Source organism: Pseudomonas sp. IT-P4, from assembly GCF_949767755.1.
In the GTDB taxonomy this organism is placed as follows: domain Bacteria; phylum Pseudomonadota; class Gammaproteobacteria; order Pseudomonadales; family Pseudomonadaceae; genus Aquipseudomonas; species Aquipseudomonas monachiensis.
On record NZ_CATKPX010000111.1, the window covers coordinates 103818 to 124331 of the forward strand.

Below are 20514 nucleotides of genomic sequence, written 5' to 3' on the forward strand. Positions count from 1 at the left end.
CTCCTTAGAAAATCGGCAATGGCAGTTCACGGATCGCAGCCAGGCCGCCGACCTTTTCCAGATACTGTTCGTGGGTGCAGTCGACGTAGTCGCGCACATAACCTTCCCAGCCATCGGCAGCCTGGACCGTGGCGTTGTAGGCTTTGAAGTGCGCAATATCGAAACCGTACAGCGGCGCGCACGACGACGGATGCGCCCCGCCCGGCACGTGGGCCACGGCGGTGGTCAGGTTGCGTTCCCAGAACACTTGATGGGCATGGGCGCTGTCCTGATGGAAATACTCGCTGTCGACCAGCTCATCGCAGGTCACGTAGCTGTGGGTCGCGGCCCGCACGAACAGGTCGTCCATGTAGTGATCCGGACCGCTGATCTGACACACGCCGCGTGCATCGGCGCGGTCGACATGCACCAGCGCCGCGTCGAGCTTGAGCGCCGGCATGGCGACCCAGTCCTTGCCATCGGCATAGGGCGAGGCGATCAACTTGATCTGACGGTTGTGGCGCAGCACGTCGGTGCCCAGGCCCACGGCGGTCGGAATGAACGGCACATTCATCGCTGCGGCGCGCAGGCCAAGCAGCAACATGCCTTCGTCGATCTCCATCACTTCCAGCGCCGCTTCCTGGCGCGCCTTGCGGAAGTACGGCTCCAGTGGAATGAAATCCAGGGACACGAAGGCGAACACCAGCTTCTTGATCTTGCCGGCCGCGCAGAGCATGCCGACGTCCGCGCCACCATATGCAACAACAGTCAGCTCCTTGAGGTCCGAGCGCAGAATCTCGCGCACCAGCGCCATCGGCTTGCGGCGCGGGCCCCAGCCACCGATACCGATGGTCATGCCGTCACGCAGTTGGCCGACAATCCCGGCGGTGCTCATTTGCTTGTCCATCGTCTTGTTCCTCATTGGCGACCAACACTGAAGTCGTGGCCCCAGTGGCTGACCACGGTGCTTTCGAACGGTGTGTGGCGGTCCCAGTCGACCACCAGGCCATCGCAGCCGTATTCCAGGTCAAACCCGGACGGGGTCTTGATGTAGAAAGAAATCATCTGGTCGTTGGTGTGCTGGCCGAGGGTGGCCGACAGCTTCACGCCGTTGGCATGAACGCGATCCAGGGCGCGGCCGACTTCGTCCAGCGCGTTGACCTCGACCATCATGTGCACGCAACCGTGGGGCATCGGGCACTCGAAAATCGCCAGCGAGTGGTGGCGGCCGTTGTTGCAGTGCAGGAAGTGAATACGCTTTTGCGGTTCGGCCGGGTCCGGGGTGAAGCGGACTTTCATCAGGTCCGACAGGCCGAAACCCATCACCTGCTCGTAGAAGTCGCGGCAGCGTTCGAAGGCCGGGGCTGGCAGTACGACGTGGCCCATGCCGAGGTCGTTGGTGACAAAACCTTTGACGCCCACCGGCGAGACGAAACGGGCGAAATCCTGCAACGGGCCCCAGAAAATTTCGTGGCGATTGCCATCCGGGTCGCTGAAGTGCACCAGTTCCTGGACCTTGCGCAGTTCCGCTTCGGCGGCGGTGCCACGGATCACTTGCACGTCGGCCTGCTGCAACTCGCTGACCGCCTGTTCCAGCGCCGCCTTGCCGGCCACCTCCCAACCGCAGGCACCGAAACCGTTCTCGGCGTTCTTCTGCACGAGGATGCGGTAATGACGCTCGTCCATTTTCAGGTACAGACGCTCATCATCGCCGCTGACCATCATGCCCAACACCTGGCTTGCGTAGTGGCGCCATTGCGCCAGGTCGCTGGACAGCAGGGTGACGTAACCCAGACCACGGATATCCATGGATGCACTCCTCGTTTTTCTCAGGCCGTGCCGCCCTTCGGCTGGTGCCGGGGGAGACTTTATGTAGGGGCTATTCAAACGGGTTCGGGGAGGGGCAACATCGTCCAATGGGACTAGCGGAAAACAGGCAGAACGCAATCGCTACTCTCGCGGATCGACTTGATCGAGCACGCGGTTCGCGGTGATCTCAGCCAGCATGACGCTATTGGAAATACCCAGCAGCGCATTACGGTCACCGCCCTCCAGATGATCCACCAGTTGATGCACCATCACATCGACCGAGGCCAGGGTCTCGACCAGATAGACCACCAGGGTTTCGGTCGTGGCCCCGGGGTCGACGCTGAACAGCGTGCTGATGGTTCGAGGGGTGGCTTTGATGTCGGCGGTCTAGGGGAAGTGGTAAGCGAGGGCACGCTCGGCGGCTTCGTTGAGTTTTTTTGAATCGGGTTCGTACGGGGATGCTGGATCGGTGTCCGGCGGGTTTGGTGTGACTTTGAACATATCTCAGGTTCCTAATGATGTGCCAACCTCCTGCTGCTAAACGAAGAGGGTGGCAGCTGCACGCAGGTTAGCAGACCGGGGAACCTAAGAAGCCGGCGCGCCCAAGGGCGCCCTGCGTACAGCCACCATCAAAATACAGGCACAAAACCTGACTGATAGAAGCGTCGTACGACTTAGGTTATACCCGAGCTGCTAAACCCGATCACTGATGAGCAGTGACGCGAATCAAGTTACCGAGGGGCTCCAAGGCGCACAAGCCGGCGGATTCTGGCGTACCTGTAGGCAACGACGCAAGGCGCTGTAGCTTTCAAGACGTTAATCCGACAGGCATTAAACAACCCTCACTAACACCTTTGTAGGAGCTGCCGAAGGCTGCGATCTTTTGATTTTGTTTTTCCAGATCAAGATCAAAAGATCGCAGCCTTCGGCAGCTCCTACGGGGATGGTCTGAAATATCTGAGGCATAAAAAAACGGGCCTTGGGGACCCGTTGGAAAAGTTGGCCTGACGTCCGTGCCTGGCCTGAAAAAATGAGGCATTGGGGCATGACACTGAACCTGTGGGAGCGGGCTTGCCCGCGAAGGCGATCTGTCAGCCAACTGAAATGTTGAATGTAATGCCCTCATCGCGGGCAAGCCCGCTCCCACAGGGATGGAGTTGTTCGACGCCCTGTGCTTTCCGTTATCCCTTGCGGAAATGCGGAATCACCTTCTCGCCAATGTTCTTCAAGGTCTCCAGTTGTGCCCACTGCGGCACGGTGCCCATCTGGCAGATGAACAGAATTTCGTCGGCGCCGGCATCGATCAGGCGCTGCACGTAGCCGATGCAATCCTCGACGGTGCCGTAGGCGTGGTTCGGGTTCATCATGGCCATGGTCGGGTCGGAGAAGTCGACGCTGACTTCTTCGGAGGCGAAGCGCGACTTGATCACGCTCTGGCCGTTGCCATCGACGAAGGTGTCGTCTTTCCACTTCTCCGGGTCCGGACGTTCGCCGCCGCCGTACCAGTAGCCCAGGGACTCCATGAAGTAGCGCTGGCCACGGATACCGATGCGGCGCGCTTCTTCGTTGTCGTCCAGCACGATGGCCGGGCACAGCGCGGCAATGTGGCGATTAGGACGGAAGCCCACTTGCTTCTTCTCATCGCGGTTGTCGTAGGCCGTGTGATACACCTCGACCTTCTTGGCGATTTCTTCCGGGCCACCGAAGCCCAGCACCAGCGCGCCCATGCCACGACCACCGGCATTCTTCAGCGACTCGGTGTTGGTGCACGCCAGGTACATCGGCGGGTGCGGATCCTGGTACGGCTTTGGATGGATCGGGCGCTTGGGGATCTGCACGAAGTCGCCGTTGTGCTCGATCTCGTCCTGCACGAACATTTTCGGGATCAGGTACATCATCTCGTCGATCTGCGGCTGCAAGGTCGCCAGGTCGTAGCCGAAGGTGCCGGCTTCCTGCTGGGTGCCGCCCTTACCCACGCCAAAGTGCACACGGCCCTTGGACAGCAGGTCGAGGGTGGCGATGCGCTCGGCGACTTTCACCGGGTGGTTCATCGCCGGCGGCAGGCAGACCACGCCGTGGCCGATGCCGATGCGCTCGGTTTTACCGGCCACGAAAGCCAGCATGGTTTCCGGCGCGGACATGTGCGAGTAGTTGCTCAGCGCGGTGTGTTCCACGCACCAGAAGGTGTCGAAACCGAGCTTGTCGGCGAGCACGGCCTGTTCGACGGTGTCCTCGAAAATCTTGCGGTCGCCTTCGCGGCTGGAGTCCACCGTCTGGGCTTCGTAAATCAGGGAAAATTTCATGGTTGATCCTTGTGCTTATTTGGATGCGCAGTCGGCGCCGTAGACCATCGCCTTACCGCCAATGCTCGTGCATCGGCGGGGCGCTCGAATCACGCAAACGGACTAGCCGATTTGTAGGGCAGCGTCAGAGGAAAAAGTCGCTGCTGTCCTGGCCCATGCTCACGCCGCCAAGGTTCCAGGCGTACTTGGCCGGGCTGTTGGCAACGTGGGCGCGACCGGTGTGAATGTCGCGGAACGCACGGTTGATCGGATGGCTGCGGAAGATCGTCGAAGCACCGCTGTTGAACATCAGGTCGCCAACGGCCTTGGCGCACTTGTCGGCCACCAGCGCCGAGTCGTAACGCATCTTCACCCGCTCGGGCATGCTCAACGGCTCGCCCTTCTGCGCGCGCTCGAGCATCAGGGCGAAGTTGCGATGCAGCACGGTCTTGCACTCGTCGACGCAGACCATCGCATTGGCCAGCGACGATTGCGCGGCCGGGTCCTGGACCATCTTGCGACCGTCATTGACTCCGACCCGGGCGCGGTTGTGCTCGACAAACTGATCCACCGCGCCTTGCAGGGCACCGATGGCCGAGGACGAAACAGCACGCACGAATATCTGCCCGAACGGCAGGCGGAACAGGGGCGCAGTGTTCACCTCGTTGCCCGGACTGTTCTGCATGAAACCGTCGAACGCGCGATGGGTGCGGTACTCGGGCACGAAAGCGTTTTCCACCAGGATGTCGTGGGAACCGGTGGCTTCCAGGCCCATGACGTTCCAGTTATCGAGAATCTGGTAGTCGCTGCGCGGCACCAGGAACGTCCGGTAATCCGGCGCCCCACCCGCCTCTGCCGACGGCACCAGCGCACCGAGGAACGCCCAGTCGCAATGCTTGCTGCCGGAAGAAAAGCCCCAGCGCCCGCTCAACTTGAAGCCACCCTCGACCCGCTCGACCTTGCCCACCGGCATATAGGAAGAGGAGATCAGCACGCTGGAGTCGCTACCCCAGACATCCTGGGCCGCGCGGTCGTCGAACAGCGCCAGTTGCCAGTTGTGGATCGCCACCACCCCCAGTACCCAGGCCGAAGACATGCAGCCTTCGGCGAGCGTCATCTGCACGTCGAAGAAGTCCTTGGGCTCCAGCTCATAGCCTTCCCAGCGCGATGGCTGAAGGATGCGAAAGAACCCGGCGTCGTGGAAATCCTTCAGGGTTTCTTCAGGCAACTGGCCTGCTTGCGCGGCATTCAGGGCGCGTTCACGCAGGATCGGCACCAACTCGCGGGCACGTTGGCTCAGACGCTGGCGAATCAGGTCTTGGTTGAGCATTTTTATTGTTCTCCTTTGTTCACCCCGTCCGCCGGGGCGCGCGTGCAACGGGGCGGGTGTAGCGCCCCTACACTGGCATTCAAACAATGCGCAAAGCGGCGGGCATCCCTCAAACGGACCATGTGGGATTGGGGAAAAGTTTTTTGGAGGTGAATCTGAAAGGGGAGTGTTGGCTGGCAGGCCGTCTTCGCGGGCAGGCCCACATTGAGTCCCCTGTTTTACTCGGGACTTGTGGCCACTGAAGATCCCTTTGGGAGCGAGCTTGGTCCGGGCGGCGTTCCGACGATGGCTTTGTGTCAGGCGACGAGTGTTTTGTGGGTGTACATATCCATTGCTGCGGTCACGGCCACTTAGGGTTCCGCCCTTACGGCGGGTCACTTTGGAAAAGCCCCAAAGTAACCAAAGGGCTCTTGCCCCTGACATTCGGTGCCTCGCCTAGGCTCGGCATGCCCTCGCTCCGGTCCTGCTCCGTGGGCCCGCCGCCATCGGCCATCCATGGCCGGGGGCGGCTAACCCGGCATCCATGCCGGGTTGCCCACTGCGCAGAACCTCCACTCGGCCTCACGAGGGGGCGTGTACCGCAACAGCGCCCGAGGCGGCCTACCGGCCGGCCTGTTCGCGGGTTTCGTTCGTCTGGGAGGTACCTGGTCGGCTGGCAGGCCGCTATCGTCGGAACGCCGCCCGGACCAAGCTCGCTCCCACAGGTGCTGAGTACATCTGTAAGGAATTGGTCGGCTGGCAGGCCGCCATCGTCGGAACGCCGCCCGGACCAAGCTCGCTCCCACAGAAAAGCAAAAGCAGAGCGGCGTACACCCACGCTTCTCACCACTCATCAGGCCGAGCGTTAGCTCGCCTGCAGCTCTTGATCTTGATCCACCCGCCCCCTCGGCAGGCTGAGTGGAGGTGTTCATCCGGGGATTGGCGCGCAGCGCCGTTCGACGCAGTCGAACTCATTGCATGTAGGTCGAAGCGAAGCCGACCGGAGGGCAATGCCCCCGGATGAATACCGCAGCGAAGGAACGCCGAGCCTCAGCGAGGGGCCGTACGTAAGGGGCGAGACCTTTGGTTCCTTTGGGCTGGGCCGGCACTCCGGCGTTTGCCAAAGGGACTCGCCGTAAGGGCGAAACCATAAGTCGCCGTTACCGCAGCAACGGATATGTACCCCATCAACCAAGAGCCTGGTCGGCCCAGAGGCCGCCAAGGCCTAGTCCCCTCGGACGATGCCCCAGACAAGAGCCAGAGCAAGAATCCATCGCACTCCCCAACCAACAAAAAGGCCCAGTGCGATGAACGACGTCAATCTCAAAGCCGACATGCTCCAGGCCATGCGCCGCCTGGCCAAGTCAGTCACCATTATCAGCACCAGCAACGGCTCCGAACGCTTCGCCATGGCCGCCACCGCGGTCGACTCCCTGAGCACTGAGCCGCCATCACTGCTGATCTGCGTCAACAAGACCGCCTCGCCCCACGCCGCACTGGCGACCGGTGCCGACTTCTGCGTCAACATCCTCGGCGTCGAACAACAAGACCTGGCCAACCTGTGCAGCGGCGCGATCAAGGGCGAAGCGCGCTTCGACCGTGGCAACTGGCTGACCAGCCCCGGCGGCATTCCTTACCTGGGTGACGCACAGTCGGCGATCCTCTGCCGCCAGGACGGCCACTTCAGCTACGGCACCCACACCGTGTTCATCGGGCGCATCCTGCAGATCCACACCACTGATGCCATCACCCCGCTGGTCTACCTCGACGGCAGCTACACCACCACCGCCAAACCCGCACCTTCTCTCGCTGCTGCTGGCTGAGGCCCGAACATGGACAGCCTGAACCGGTTGACGGCGTTGCGAGTGAACAGCGCCGACCAGTTGCCATGGGATGACCGCTGCGACTTGCTGATCGTCGGGTTTGGCGGAGCCGGTGCCTGTGCCGCCATCGAAGCCGGCACTCGCGGCCTGTCGGTGCTCGCACTGGATCGCTTCGAAGGCGGCGGCGCCACGGCACTCAGCGGCGGCGTGGTGTATGCCGGCGGTGGCACGCCGTATCAGCGACAGGCTGGCTATGAAGACAGCAGCGAGGCCATGTTCAATTACCTGCGTCAGGAAGTCGGCGAAGCGATCAGCCACGCGACGTTGCGCAACTTCTGCGAAGGCAGCCGCGAGCAACTGGCCTGGCTGGAGCGCCAAGGCGCGGCCTTCGAAGCCAGCGTGCCGCCGCACAAGACCTCGTACCCGAGCGACCAGTACTACCTCTATTACTCCGGCAACGAAGCCGTGCCGGCTTATGCCGCCAGCGCCAAGCCGGCGCCCCGTGGCCACCGCACCAAAGGCCCGGGCATGTCCGGCGCCAGCCTGTTCGCCCCGCTCAAGGCCAGCGCCTTGCGTAATGGCGCACGCCTGCGCAGCCAGTGCGAAGTGCGACGACTGGTGCTCGACCTCGACGACAAGGTCATTGGCGTCGAAGCCTGGCAGTTGCCGTCGGGTAGCCGCGCCGCCAAACAACATGCCCGTCTGTCACGCTGGGCCGCTGCCATCCATATGTACGCTCCGGCGTTGGCCGACCGCTTGCGCGCCCGTCAGCGCTGCATCGAACAGGCCAGCGCCATTCGCCAATTGATTCGTGCCGAACAGGCGGTGTTGCTGAGCAGCGGCGGCTTTATCTTCAATCGCGATCTGGTTCGCCAACACGCGCCGCAGTACCTGGCGGGTCTGCCGCTAGGCGCCACCGGGTGTAATGGCAGCGGCATCGCCCTGGGCCAAAGCGCCGGTGGCAGCGTGGCGCGAATGGAAAAGGTCAGCGCCTGGCGCTTCATCAATCCACCACTGGCCTGGGCTCGCGGACTGATCGTCAATGCTCGCGGGCAACGTTACGCCAACGAAGAAATCTACGGCGCGACCCTCGGCCACGCCATGGTCGAAGAACAGGACGGCCGCGCCATTCTGATTCTCAATCGGGCGCTGGTTCGAGAAGCACTCAGTCAGGTCGGCCCCGGCAAAGTGTGGAATTTCCAGCGCCTGCCAGTGCTGCTCAACCTGTTGTTCAACGCCAAGCGCAGCACCAGTCTGGCCGGGTTGGCCAAACGCTGCAGCCTGCCGCCGGAACTGCTGCGCCAGAGCGTCGAACGCTATTCCCGCGCGGCACGGGGTGAGGTCGCCGACGAGTTCGGCAAATCCGCCGCGATGCTCGCCAACCTCGAACAAGGCCCGTGGTACGCCCTCGACCTGTCCTTCGACAGCAAACTTTTCCCCTGCCCGGTCATCACCCTGGGCGGGCTGAAGGTCTGCGAGGACAGCGGTCGGGTACTGGACCACACCGGCCAGCCAATAGACGGCCTGTACAGCGCCGGCCGCAATGCGGTCGGGGTCGCGTCCAACCTGTACGTCTCCGGCCTGTCCCTGGCCGACTGTATTTATTCCGGTCGCCGGGCTGCCGCCCACGTGGCCGACCAATTCGCACTTCAAACCGCACGATCAGGAGAACAACAATGCAACGTGTAGAAGGCAAAGTCTGCATCATCACCGGCGCCGCCAGCGGCATCGGTCGCGAAGACGCCCTGCTGCTGGCCCGCGAAGGCGCCAAAGTAGTACTGACCGACCTCAACGAAGAGGCTGGTCGCCAGGTGGCTGCAGAAATCGGCGCCAACGCGCTGTTCATCCGCCACGACATCGCCAGCGAAAGCGATTGGCAGCACGTCGTTAAAACCACCGTCGAACACTTCGGCCGCCTCGACGTGCTGGTCAACAACGCCGCGATCCTGGCCCTGGGCAGCATCGAAGACACCACGCTGGAGCTGTGGCAGAAGGTGCAGAAGATCAACGGCGAAGGCTACTTCCTCGGCTGCAAGTACGCGATCCAGGCGATGAAGGAAACCGGCGGCGGGTCGATCATCAACATGTCGTCGGTGGCCGCGTTGGGCGCGATGCCGATGTTCTGCGCTTATTCGGCGTCCAAAGGCGCGGTGGCGGCGATGACCCGTTCCATTGCCCTGCACTGCAAGCAGCAGGGTTACCGCATCCGCTGCAACAGCGTGCACCCCGATGGCGTGAACACGCCGATGACCCAGGCCCTGGCCGGTGGTCAGCCAATCCCGCAGGAAGCGCTGGACCAGGACCCGATGAACCGCATGGCCGCTCCGCGGGACATTGCCAACGTGGTGCTGTTCCTCGCCGCCGACGAGTCGCGATTCGTCAACGGTGCCGAGATCCGCGTCGACAATGCGCAACTGATCAGCGGGCTCTGAGGCCGAGGTGAACATGGGCACGCAACAGCAGAACCTGACCCCGGCCGAACACACGACGGCAAGCGTCTCATTGCAAGTGTGCGCGGTGATCGACGAGACCGCCGATGCGCGCTCGCTGGTGCTGGACATACCGCCAACCCTGCGTGAGCGCTTTCGCTACAAACCGGGCCAGTTCCTGAGTTTTCGCGTGCCCTTGGCCGGCAAACTGCTGACCCGCTGCTACTCCATGGCCAGCTCGCCCCTCGCGGACGCGCTGCCCAAGGTCACGGTGAAACGGGTCGACGGCGGCCGGGTGTCGAACTGGATGAACGAAGTGCAGGTCGGCGACTGGCTGGAAGTATTGCCACCGGCCGGGTTGTTCTGCCTGGACCCGCAGGCGGACACCGAAAAACCCCTGGTCCTGTTCGGGGGCGGTTCGGGCATCACCCCGGTGTTTTCCATTCTCAAATCGGTGCTGCACAGCAGCCGGCGGCCGATCAAGTTGATCTACGCCAACCGCGATGAGGCGTCGGTGATTTTCAAGGACGAGCTGTGCCGGTTGATCAAGGCGCATCCTGATCAACTGCACGTGGTGCACGTCCTCGATTCGGTGCAGGGTTTCCTGACGGACCATCAGGTCCGTCATCTGCTGCGCGGATCGGCCGGTGGCGAGTACTTCATCTGCGGGCCGGGACCGTTCATGGACACCGTGGAGCGCACGCTGCTGGCACTGGGCGAAGCGGCCGAGCGGATCCATGTCGAACGTTTCGTCTCGCCACCGGACCCCGACGAGCTGCTGGCCGAAGAAGCTGTGGCACGGGCTGCAGCCATGGATTCGCAGTGCGAAGCGCTGATCGTCGAACTCGATGGCCAGCAACACGAGATTGCCTGCCAGCCCGGCGACACCCTGTTGCAAAGTTGCAAGGCGGCGGGCCTGGACGTGCCGTCGTCCTGTGAAGAGGGTTTTTGCGGGGCGTGCATGTGCGTGGTCAAGGAAGGCGAAATCCAATTGGCGCGCAACGACGTGTTGAGCGCCAAGGAACTGACCGATGGCTGGACACTGGCCTGCCAGAGCCGACCTACCGGTGCCCGGGTACGCCTGAAATTCCCCGATTGAGGCTACACCTGCCCCTGTAGGAGCTGCCGCAGGCTGCGATCTTTTGATTTTTCAGAAGCGAGATCAAAAGATCGCAGCCTGCGGCAGCTCCTACAGGGGACGTGCGTTCATTTGCGATCAGGCCGATTGAGGCGCTCTGTCGCCATAGTCTCAACGGACGATCATGTCCGGCCCGGTCTGCGGTTAGACTCGGCCCAAGCATTAGCCCACAACAATAAAAGAGGTGCAGTTATGGCTCGTTTGCAGAATAAGGTCGCGGTAGTCACCGGCGGCGCTTCGGGTATCGGTCTGGCCTGTGTACGCCGTTTCGCCGACGAAGGCGCGCAAGTGATCGGACTGGACATCGGCAGCGCACCGGCTGACTTTCCCGGCCTGTTCATGACCCTGGACGTGCGCGACGAAGCGCAGGTGCAGCAGGTCATGCAAGAAGTCATCAGCCGCTTCGGGCGCATCGACGTACTGGTCAATGCCGCCGGCGTCGCCGACCAGGGCAGCGTGACCCAGACCACCACCGCCAACTGGCAACGGGTGATGGACATCAACCTGACCGGCAGCATGCTCACCAGCAAGTACGCGCTGGCGTCGATGGTTGAACAACGCAATGGCTCGATCATCAACGTCGGTTCGATCTTCGGCCTGCAAGGCTGCGACGGCAACGTGGCCTACAACGTGTCCAAGGGCGGCATCAACCAGCTGACCCGCTCGATGGCCATCGACTACGGCTACGCCAACATTCGCGTCAACGGCCTGTGCCCGGGCCTGATCGAAACGCCGATGACCAGCATGGTCCGTGACAATGACGCGTTCCACGCGTTTTTCGCTTCGCAACACATGCTCAGCCGCTCCGGGCAGCCGGAAGAAGTGGCCAACGTCGCGCTGTTCCTGGCCTCGGACGAAGCGTCCTTTGTCAGCGGCCAGATGATCGCCGTGGACGGTGGTTTCTCCGCCGGTCGCCGTTTCGCCCCGCCCGCCCAGTAATTCGTTATCCGGCCGGGCGCCCTGCCCGGCCTACTCCCTTTTTCGCAACTGTCTTCTAACCGGGGAGGCCCCATGCCGCCTGTCGCCACCGCACTGACCATCGCTCAACTGTTCGCCAACGCTGCCCAGGCCTACGGCGACCGCCCGGCCATCGAGGACGCGGGCCACGTCATCAGCTACCGACAACTGGACCAACTGCGTCGCCAGGCTGCCCGCGCACTGCTGGCCCTCGACGTACAGGTCGGGGACCGCGTGGCGATCTGGGCGCCCAACGTGTGGGAATGGATCGTCGCCGCCGGCGCCCTGCAAAGTGTCGGCGCCGCCCTGGTGCCACTCAACACCCGAATGAAGGGGAGTGAGGCCGGCTACATCCTGCGCGAAAGCGGCACCTGCGTGCTGTTTGCCATCGGCGAATTCCTTGGCGCGGACTACCCCGGCATGCTGGCGTCGGAAGACCTGCCTGAGCTGCGCCACATTGTCAGCCTGCGCAGTGCCAATCCGGGCACCCTGGCTTGGGAACGGTTCATGGATCTGGCGGCCGACGTGCCACACCTGGCCCTGCGCACCCGCGAACAGAGCGTTGGCCCACAGGCCTTGTCCGACGTGCTGTTCACCTCGGGCACCACCGGCAAACCCAAAGGCGTAATGACCAGCCACGGCCAGAACCTGCGCATCGTGCGCGACTGGAGCGATATCGTCGGCTTGCGCGAGAGCGATCGCTACCTGATCGTCAATCCGTTCTTCCACTCCTTCGGCTACAAGGCCGGTTGGCTGGCCGCCTTGATGCGTGGCTGCACCCTCCTGCCGCAGCAAGTGTTCGACGTGCAGGCCGTGCTCGAATGCGTGCAGCGCGAACGCATCACCGTATTGCCAGGGCCGCCGACGTTGTATCAATCGTTGCTGGCCCATCCGCAACGCAGTGCCTTCGACCTGAGCTCCTTGCGCGTGGCGGTGACCGGGGCAGCGGCGATCCCCGTGGAGATGATCCACCGCATGCGCGACGAACTGGGCTTCGCGACCATCGTCACCGCCTATGGCCTGACGGAAGTCTGCGGTTTCGCCACGATCTGCCGCGCCGGCGACTCCGCGGAACGGGTCGCCAACACCAGTGGCCGGGCGATGCCGGGGGTAGAAGTACGCTGTGTCGGCAACAACGGCCGCAGCCAGCCGGCGAACATTCCCGGTGAAGTGCAGATTCGCGGCTACAACCTGATGCAGGGCTATCTGAACAACCCCGAAGCCAGCCAGGAGATTCTCGACGCCGACGGCTGGCTGCACACCGGTGACATCGGCATGCTCGACGAACAGGGTTACCTGCGCATCACCGACCGCCTCAAGGACATGTTCATCACCGGCGGCTTCAATGTGTACCCGGCGGAGATCGAACAGTGCCTGCTGACCTATCCGGGCGTGGCCCAGGCAGCGGTGATCGGTATTCCTGACGAGCGCATGGGTGAAGTGGCGATGGCGTTCCTGCTGCCTGCTCCCGGGATGGAAATCGAACAGGTGCGGTTCCTCGCCTGGTGCCGTGAGCAGATGGCCAACTACAAGGTGCCGCGCCGGGTGCAAGTGCTGCAGAGCATGCCGATCAATGCGGCGGGCAAAGTGACCAAGAATGTGTTGCGCGAGTGGGCACTTCAGCCAGTCAATTAAGACCGGGGCCTCAAAAAAGATCGCAGCCTTCGGCAACTCCTACTGGTGTACACCGATCCCTGTAGGAGCTGCCGAAGGCTGCGATCTTTTGCTTGTTTCAGACCACCCGCGCTGGATGCTGCTGGCGCGGATCGCCGAGCATGGCGCGATGGGATGGTGGCTGGCGGCCTTCGGCTTCGCTGATGCCGTAGCCAGGGGCGATTTCGGCGGTGATCAGGGTCTGCCCGGACAACGCCATCAACTGCGGATCATTGAGCAAGGCATGAATCACCCGCCCGTTGAATTGCGGGGTTTCGGCGTGGGCCAGGAATGCCTGGTACTGCTCTCCATGCTGCTCGCCGGCAATCTTCGTGCGTTCGGTCAGTTGCGGGCCGAGCCACAGCGACAACGCCGCCACGCCCTGCCCCTCAAAATCGATGGCCATGTCCGCTGCCAGCTTGTCGACCCCGGCCTTTTGCGCGCCGTACGCCGGGCCATGCATGTAGCAGCCGGCGCCGAATGACGAGGTAAAGCAGATCAGCCCCTGGGCACTTTTCAGCAACAACGGCGCGGCGTAGAAGCTGGCGATGTAGGCCGAACGCAGACCGACGTCGAGAATGCGCACCAGCTCCAGCGGCTTGGCCCAGAACGGCCCTGGCTCGATCAACCGGTCATGGATGAACGCGGCGTTGTTCACCAGCAGATCCAGATGCCCGCACTCGTCTTCCACACGGCTGAACAGCGCCTGAACCTGCGCGTCATCGGCGTGATCACAGACCACCGCGATACCGCGCCCACCGGCGGCGGTGATCGCCGCGGCGGTGTCCGCAAGCGAACCGCGCAAGGCATGCCCGTACAAATTCGATCCGCCCTGCGCCGGGGCACGACCGGTGACATACACCGTCATGCCCGCCGCCCCGAGGGCCAGGGCAATGCCCTGCCCGACTCCGCGACTGGCACCGGTCACTACGGCGATCAGTGGATGCTGGTTGTTCATTCGACACTCCCGAACAAGGTTTTCGCCGAAGCGGTTTCGCTCTGGCGCTTGATGTGATTGGCGGCCAGGTAACCGAAGGTCATGGCCGGGCCGATGGTCGAACCGGCACCCGGATAGGTGCGGCCCATCATCGAGGCTGCGCTGTTGCCGATGGCGTACAGGCCGTTGATCGGTTCGCCGTCTTCATGCAACACGCGGGCGTGCACGTCGGTCAGCAGGCCACCCTTGGTGCCGATGTCGCCGGCGTCGATGCGCACGGCGTAGAACGGCCCTTTGAGCAACGGCGCCAGGCACGGATTGGGTTGCACGTTCGGGTCGCCGTAGTAGCGGTCGAACAGCGATTCGCCCTTGTGGAAATCCTCGTCGACGCCCTCCACGGCCATGCCGTTGAAACGCTGCACGGTGCGCATCATCCCCCCAGCGTCGACGCCGATTTTCGTCGCCAGTTCTTCCAGGCTCGACGCCTTGTGGAAGTAATCACGCAAATGCTCGGGCAACTGCCAATCGCGCTGGGCATAGCCCGGCAACAAGGCGCCACACGGGTATTTGCGGCGGAACTCGGCGTCGAACACCATCCAGCACGGCACGCTCGCGGCGCCTTCGCGGTTGTTGGCGTACATCGCGTAAACGATATCGGTATAGGGCGCGGCTTCGTTGACGAAACGCTCCCCCGCCGCGTTGACCATCACGCACCCCGGAAGAGTGCGTTCAACGAACAGCGCACGCTGTTTTTCTTCACCCTTGACGTAGGTGGTCGGCGCCCACCAGCTGTGCTCCATCAACGCGGTCCGCGCACCAAGGGCCTGGCCGGCGCGGATGCCGTCGCCGGTATTGTTGGGCGGCGTGGCACTCCAGTTCGCCCGGGACGGCTGCGGCAGGTACTGCTCGCGCATCGCCTGGTTCCGCTCGAAACCACCGGCGGCGATGATCACCCCATAGCGTGCCTTGACGTTGAGCAACTGACCGTTGCGATTGACCCGCGCCCCACCAACCCGGTCGCCGACCAGCAGCAGTTCTTCCAGCGCACAGTTGAGCCACAGCGACTTGCCGCGATCCTGCAACGAACAGCGCAAGGCACCGATCAAGGCATTGCCCAAGGTCAGGAAACGATCGCGGCGGGACAAGCGCCGGCCTTCGCGGTCCTTCCAATAACGCCACATCACCCGCAGGGTCAGGCGCAACCAGCCGGGGCCACGGCACAGCAGCACTTGCGCCTCTTTCATGGTCATCGCCATGCGCCCCATCATCAGGGTGCCAGGGGACGGTGCGCGCATGCGCAAGAATTCTTCTCCGAGTTCGGCGGCATCGAACGGTTGTGGATCCATCGAGCGATAGCCCGGTTTTCCGCCCTCGACTTCCGGGTAGTAATCGGCATAGCGCGGTTGCGCCTCGAAGCGCACGCGGGTGTGTTGTTCCAGGTACTCGACCATCTCCCGGCCATGCTCGACATAGGCTTCGATACGCCCGTCGTCGATCTCGCCATGGGTCACCGCGCGGATGTAGGCAATCGCTTCGGCCGCCGAATCACTGCCGCCGATCGCATTGATCCGGTGGTTGTTGGGGATCCAGATGCCGCCGCCGGACACCGCCGAGGTGCCGCCGTACTCGCCGCTCTTTTCGATCAGCAGCGCATTGAGGCCCAGGTCGTGGGCGCGCAGCGCAGCGGTCATGCCTCCGGCCCCAGAGCCAATCACCAACACATCACAGCACTCGTCCCATTTGATCCCGGCAGCGTTCATGCGATCACCCTTGTTCAGCGCCCATCAGGCAGAAACCGCCACCGCCGGATCTTCGCCCGGTGCAGTCGGTCTCGGGATTGTTCGCCGCGCGCGCCGGGTGTTCATCGTCCGATAAGACTAAGGCCAGGCCTGCTGCCACCCCGTACAAATCGCTTAGTCCGCTTGGACGATGTTGCGCGCAAGTCGTGACTCCATAGTCGCCCACAACACCAATCCCCCCTGAAATGCAGGTCGGGCAGGTCTGACCTGGGCCATGAGGACGACATGATAAAAACAATAATCGCCCCACCAACACAGCACACTCGCACACAGCTTGTTCTATTGATGCTGGCTGGCGGACTTAGCGCTCACGTTAACGCCATGAGCTTTCAGCCAAGCGAAGACTTGAGCATCGACTGGGACACCACACTGACATACAGCCTCGCCTGGCGGACCGAATCTCGCGATCACAAATTGACCGCCAATGCCAACGGCAACGACGGTGACAACGCGTTCGATAAAGGCAGCCTGATCAACAACCGCAGTGGCTTTCTCACCGAAGCCAACATCAAGTGGCAAGACGACTACGGCGTGTTCGTGCGGGCGACGGGCTTCTACGACAACGTCTACGATCAGGACAACGACAACACCACCGGCACTTCCAACTGCTTCGCCGGCGGCCATTGCAGCAAGCCTGACCGCTTCTCCCAGGACACCATCGACCAGCACCGCAATGAACTGCGCATGCTCGATTACTACGCCTATGGCACCTGGGACCTGAGCGGCCATGCCTTCAACGCGCGCCTGGGTAACCAGGTGGTGAGCTGGGGTGAGAGCCTGTTCTATCCGGGCATTTCCGCGGCCCAGAGCCCGGTGGACGCGACCAAGGCGACCACCCCGGGCGTCGAGGTCAAGGAAATCCTGCTGCCGGTCGGCCAACTGTTCACCCAGTTCGCCCTGACCGAAAGCCTGGGTATCCAGGCCTACTACCAATACAAGTGGGAAAAGACCGAGCTGTTCGGCGTGGGTAGCTACTTCTCCACCACCGACTTCATCGACGAGGGCGGCTTCAACGACGCCTCCGGTTTCGTCACCCGTATGAAGGACGACAAGCCGAGCGACAGCGGCCAGTACGGTGTGGCCTTCACCTACGCCGCCGAGTCGTTGAACAACACCGAGTTCGGCCTCTTCTACTCGCGTTATCACGACAAAACGCCGTCACTGGATTTCGCGACGAACCTGGGCCGCTACCAGGTGCGCTACTTCGACAACATCGACCTGTTCGGCGCGAGCTTCGCCACCGTGCTGGGCGACGTCAGCTGGGCCGGTGAAGTCAGCTACCGCGACGGCACGCCGGTGATGGTCGACAACGGTTTCTCCAGCCCCGTGCGTGGCAAGACCGTGCAAGCGCAAACGTCGATGATCTACGTGCTCGGCCCGACCGCCTTCGCCGACAACACCAGCCTGACCGGCGAGTTGGTCTACAACACTGTGGTCAGCAACGACAAGTCGCAGCCGGTGACCCTGGCACCGGGCTTCGCGCTGCCGGGAACCGACAGCCTGGTCTATGACCGCGATGCCTGGGGCTACACGGTGCAGGCGAACTTTGACTACAACGACGTGTTCAGCGGATGGGACATGTCGGTGCCTGTCACCTTCAGCGCCGCCGCCCACGGCGACAGCTCGATGGTCGGCTCGATCAACGCCGGCCAGAACGATAACCGCGCCAGCATCGGCAGCTCGTGGCGCTACCTGGGCAACTTCACCGTCGAGGCCCGCTACAACGCCTACCTCGGCAGCGCCAACAACAGCCCGTTGGCCGATCGCGACAACGTCGCGCTCAACTTCAAGTACCGGTTCTGATTCCCCAATCGGAGGAGCACAGCATGTCCAGATTCACCCAAACATTATTGAGCACCGCGCTGACCGTCGGCCTGCTCGGCAGCGGCCTGGCCTACGCCAAGGTCAGCCCCGAAGAAGCCGCACGCCTGGGCCAGGACCTGACCCCGATGGGCGCCGAAAAGGCCGGCAACGCCGACGGCAGCATTCCGGCCTGGTCCGGCAAATGGCTCGGCCTGCCGCCAGGCCTCAAGTTTGACGGCCCCGGCACGCCATACCCGGACCCCTATGCAGCGGAAAAACCGTTGTTCGTGATCGACTCCAAGAACATGGACAAGTACGCCGACAACCTCACCGATGGCCAGAAGGCGCTGCTCAAACGCTACCCCGACACCTTCAAGATCCCGGTGTACCCGAGCCACCGCGACTTCCGCGTTGACCCGAAACTGGTCGAGGCGGTCAAGCACAACGCAGTCAACGCCGAGTTAGCCAACGACAACAACGACACGAAAAACGCCTGGGCCGGTTCGCCGTTCCCGATTCCAAAAAACGGCAGCGAGTTGATGTTCAACCACACCCTCGCCGGCCGTGCCGCCGCCGAAGAGGCCAACTACCGGCAGGCCGTGGTGTACTCCAACAAGGAGCGAGTGCTCGAAGAGGTCAACTACAAGATTTTCTCGATCTGGTCCAACCCGGACAGAACCCTGGAGACATCCAACGGCATCCTCACCAACTTCCTGATCACCACGCTGGAACCGGTGCGCAAGAAAGGCGAAATCGTCGTCGGGCACGAGTTCATCAACCCGACCGCCTCCCCGCGCCAGGCCTGGCAGTACAGCCCCGGTCAACGCCGGGTACGTCGCGCACCGACCGTGGGCTACGACTCGCCGACCGGCGCGGGAGGTTTTCGCGTGTACGACGAAGACCGTTTGTTCAACGGTGCACCGGATCGCTACAACTGGACCATCGTCGGCAAAAAGGAAATCTACATTCCTTATCACAACTACAAGATCGATGACCCGAGCGTAAGTACCGATCAGATTCTGGCCACCACCGGTCATATCGATCCGCAGTACATGCGCTATGAAAAACACCGCGTCTGGGTGCTGCAAGCCACCCTCAAGGAAGGTGCCCGCCACGTGTACGCCAAGCGTGTGATGTACCTGGACGAGGACACCTGGGCCGCGACCCTGGCCGACAATTACGACAGCCGTGGCCAATTGTGGCGCACCAACATGCAGACCTCGATCTACGCCTACGAGATGCAGCGCTACCACGCTCGCCTCGGGATCTACCACGACCTGATCGCCGGCTCGTATCTGGTTGACCGGATGCTGATCGATCAGAAACCGGCCAAGCTCAACGCCACCGCCTTCACCGAAGACGAATTCACCCCTGGCAACCTGCGCAAACTCGGCACCCGCTAAACTCACCGCGCCCCGACCGAATCATTCGGTCGGGGCGTTGTGCTTTGTAAAATCCGCTCCTTCCACGGAAGACTGCACCATGAACAAACTCCTCACCGGCATCATCGCCATGGCCAGCGTTGGCCTGTCGCTGCAAGCCAACGCCCTGAACATCCTGCTGACCAACGACGATGGTTGCCGCGCACCCGGCATCGACGCGATGTACCGCGCCCTGACTGCTGCCGGGCATAAAGTCACCCTGGTCGGCCCGTTGAACGACAGCAGCGGCATCAGCGCCGCCAGCGTGGTCGTACCCGGGCAGACCCTGGCGGTGACCGAACTGGCGCCGGGCCGGTTTTGTGTCGGCCCGCCGGAAGGCTACACCCCGCCCGCCGGCAAGACCTCTGCCATTGGTACACCGGTGGATGCGGTGAATGTCGGCCTCGACGTGATCCTCAAGGATTCGCCACCTGACCTGGTGGTGTCCGGCAGCAACTTCGGCGAAAACGTGGGCCCGCTAACGCAGATGTCCGGCACCCTTAACGCTGCCGTGCGCGCCATGTTCAAGGGGATTCCGGCGGTGGCGGTGTCCACGGCCATCGACATGGACCTGATCATCCGCGACCAGCAGGCCGGTTATCGCAAGACGTTGGGCGCGATGGATGACACGGCGCGCTTTGCCGTGAAGGTCATCGAACAGGCGAGCCAGGCCGGTACTGAGGCCAGACAGGCCTGCGCCAGGAACAAACATCAGTGTGATTTGAACGTGCTCGGCCTGCCCGGTGTCAGCGGCTTGAACCTCAACTACCCACCCCTGAAACCCGAAGATGTCAAAGACGTAAGCTTTGCGCCGATCGGCAACTGGGACCGCGTGAACTTCACCTCACAGCGAGGCGCCGACGGCGTGGTCCACGTTAACCTGGCCCCACCGCCGACACCCACCGAAGCCCAGCAACAGGCCGATGCCTATCAACTGTGGCAAGGCCACGCGGTGATCACCGTGATCGACGGCAACATGACCGCGCCGCAGGCGATGCAGGATCAGGCGAAAAGGATATTGCGAGGCATCAAGCCTTAAGCCAACCCGGAACCTGTGGAAAATACAAACATGTGGCGAGGGAGCTTGCTCCCGCTCGGGCGCGAAGCGGCCGTAAGATTTTTACGACTGCTGCGCAGCCGAACGGGAGCAAGCTCCCTCGCCACAGGTGTATGTC

The 20514-nt window shown here is 62.7% G+C and carries 15 protein-coding genes and 1 pseudogene; 9 read left to right on the forward strand and 7 right to left on the reverse strand.

The window, feature by feature from the left end:
- Positions 1–4: 4 nt before the first annotated feature.
- The 5 genes and pseudogenes from ACM6IT_RS28455 to ACM6IT_RS28475 form a co-directional block, all read right to left on the reverse strand.
- Positions 5–886 carry a CoA transferase subunit A gene (locus tag ACM6IT_RS28455; RefSeq protein WP_414919143.1) on the reverse strand — a complete coding sequence of 294 codons (882 nt, stop codon included), beginning with the start codon at positions 884–886 and terminating at the stop codon, positions 5–7.
- Positions 887–897: 11 nt separating this feature from the next.
- Positions 898–1788 (reverse strand): VOC family protein, encoded by an 891-nt coding sequence (locus ACM6IT_RS28460; RefSeq protein WP_056722365.1) that lies wholly within the window; start codon positions 1786–1788, stop codon positions 898–900.
- A 141-nt stretch (positions 1789–1929) separates the two neighbouring features.
- A pseudogene (locus ACM6IT_RS28465) lies at positions 1930–2289 on the reverse strand (DUF6124 family protein).
- 680 nt (positions 2290–2969) lie between these two features.
- Positions 2970–4091 (reverse strand): LLM class flavin-dependent oxidoreductase, encoded by a 1122-nt coding sequence (locus ACM6IT_RS28470; protein ID WP_116581264.1) that lies wholly within the window; start codon positions 4089–4091, stop codon positions 2970–2972.
- Positions 4092–4215: 124 nt separating this feature from the next.
- Complete coding sequence (locus ACM6IT_RS28475; protein ID WP_409078867.1) at positions 4216–5400, reverse strand: flavin-dependent monooxygenase; 1185 nt, start codon at positions 5398–5400, stop codon at positions 4216–4218.
- A gap of 1286 nt (positions 5401–6686) precedes the next feature.
- On the opposite strand from ACM6IT_RS28475, the gene ACM6IT_RS28480 reads away from it, so the two are divergent.
- From ACM6IT_RS28480 to ACM6IT_RS28505, 6 genes are all read left to right on the forward strand, one after another.
- Positions 6687–7202: a flavin reductase family protein gene (locus ACM6IT_RS28480; RefSeq protein WP_046042741.1), complete on the forward strand. Its 516-nt coding sequence runs from the start codon at positions 6687–6689 to the stop codon at positions 7200–7202.
- Positions 7203–7211: 9 nt separating this feature from the next.
- Positions 7212–8891 carry an FAD-binding protein gene (locus ACM6IT_RS28485; RefSeq protein ID WP_414919144.1) on the forward strand — a complete coding sequence of 560 codons (1680 nt, stop codon included), beginning with the start codon at positions 7212–7214 and terminating at the stop codon, positions 8889–8891.
- Positions 8879–9634 carry a glucose 1-dehydrogenase gene (locus ACM6IT_RS28490; RefSeq protein WP_056722377.1) on the forward strand — a complete coding sequence of 252 codons (756 nt, stop codon included), beginning with the start codon at positions 8879–8881 and terminating at the stop codon, positions 9632–9634. Before ACM6IT_RS28485 ends, ACM6IT_RS28490 begins: the two co-directional genes overlap by 13 nt.
- Before the next feature lie 13 nt (positions 9635–9647).
- Positions 9648–10730 (forward strand): 2Fe-2S iron-sulfur cluster-binding protein, encoded by a 1083-nt coding sequence (locus ACM6IT_RS28495; protein ID WP_414919145.1) that lies wholly within the window; start codon positions 9648–9650, stop codon positions 10728–10730.
- 231 nt (positions 10731–10961) lie between these two features.
- On the forward strand, positions 10962–11708 hold the full coding sequence (locus ACM6IT_RS28500; RefSeq protein ID WP_414912749.1) for an SDR family NAD(P)-dependent oxidoreductase: 747 nt from the start codon (positions 10962–10964) through the stop codon (positions 11706–11708).
- A gap of 72 nt (positions 11709–11780) precedes the next feature.
- Positions 11781–13361, forward strand: coding sequence for a FadD3 family acyl-CoA ligase (locus ACM6IT_RS28505; protein ID WP_056722382.1), 1581 nt, complete (start codon positions 11781–11783; stop codon positions 13359–13361).
- A gap of 97 nt (positions 13362–13458) precedes the next feature.
- On the opposite strand, the gene ACM6IT_RS28510 is transcribed toward ACM6IT_RS28505, so the two are convergent.
- Both ACM6IT_RS28510 and ACM6IT_RS28515 read right to left on the reverse strand, forming a co-directional pair.
- The gene (locus tag ACM6IT_RS28510; protein ID WP_414919146.1) at positions 13459–14337 is read right to left on the reverse strand and encodes an SDR family NAD(P)-dependent oxidoreductase; all 879 of its coding nucleotides are present in this window, start codon (positions 14335–14337) and stop codon (positions 13459–13461) included.
- Positions 14334–16076, reverse strand: coding sequence for an FAD-binding protein (locus tag ACM6IT_RS28515; RefSeq protein ID WP_414919147.1), 1743 nt, complete (start codon positions 16074–16076; stop codon positions 14334–14336). The genes ACM6IT_RS28510 and ACM6IT_RS28515 overlap by 4 nt, the downstream gene beginning before the upstream one ends.
- A gap of 264 nt (positions 16077–16340) precedes the next feature.
- Between ACM6IT_RS28515 and ACM6IT_RS28520 the strand changes: the two genes are divergently transcribed.
- The 3 genes from ACM6IT_RS28520 to surE all read left to right on the forward strand — a co-directional run bounded on the left by ACM6IT_RS28520 (position 16341) and on the right by surE (position 20378).
- Positions 16341–17918: a DUF1302 domain-containing protein gene (locus ACM6IT_RS28520; protein WP_414912752.1), complete on the forward strand. Its 1578-nt coding sequence runs from the start codon at positions 16341–16343 to the stop codon at positions 17916–17918.
- Between the two features lie 23 nt (positions 17919–17941).
- Positions 17942–19321 carry a DUF1329 domain-containing protein gene (locus ACM6IT_RS28525; protein WP_160389981.1) on the forward strand — a complete coding sequence of 460 codons (1380 nt, stop codon included), beginning with the start codon at positions 17942–17944 and terminating at the stop codon, positions 19319–19321.
- A gap of 79 nt (positions 19322–19400) precedes the next feature.
- Positions 19401–20378, forward strand: a complete 978-nt coding sequence (gene surE / locus ACM6IT_RS28530) for a 5'/3'-nucleotidase SurE (protein WP_414919148.1) — start codon at positions 19401–19403, stop codon at positions 20376–20378.
- Positions 20379–20514 lie beyond the last annotated feature (136 nt).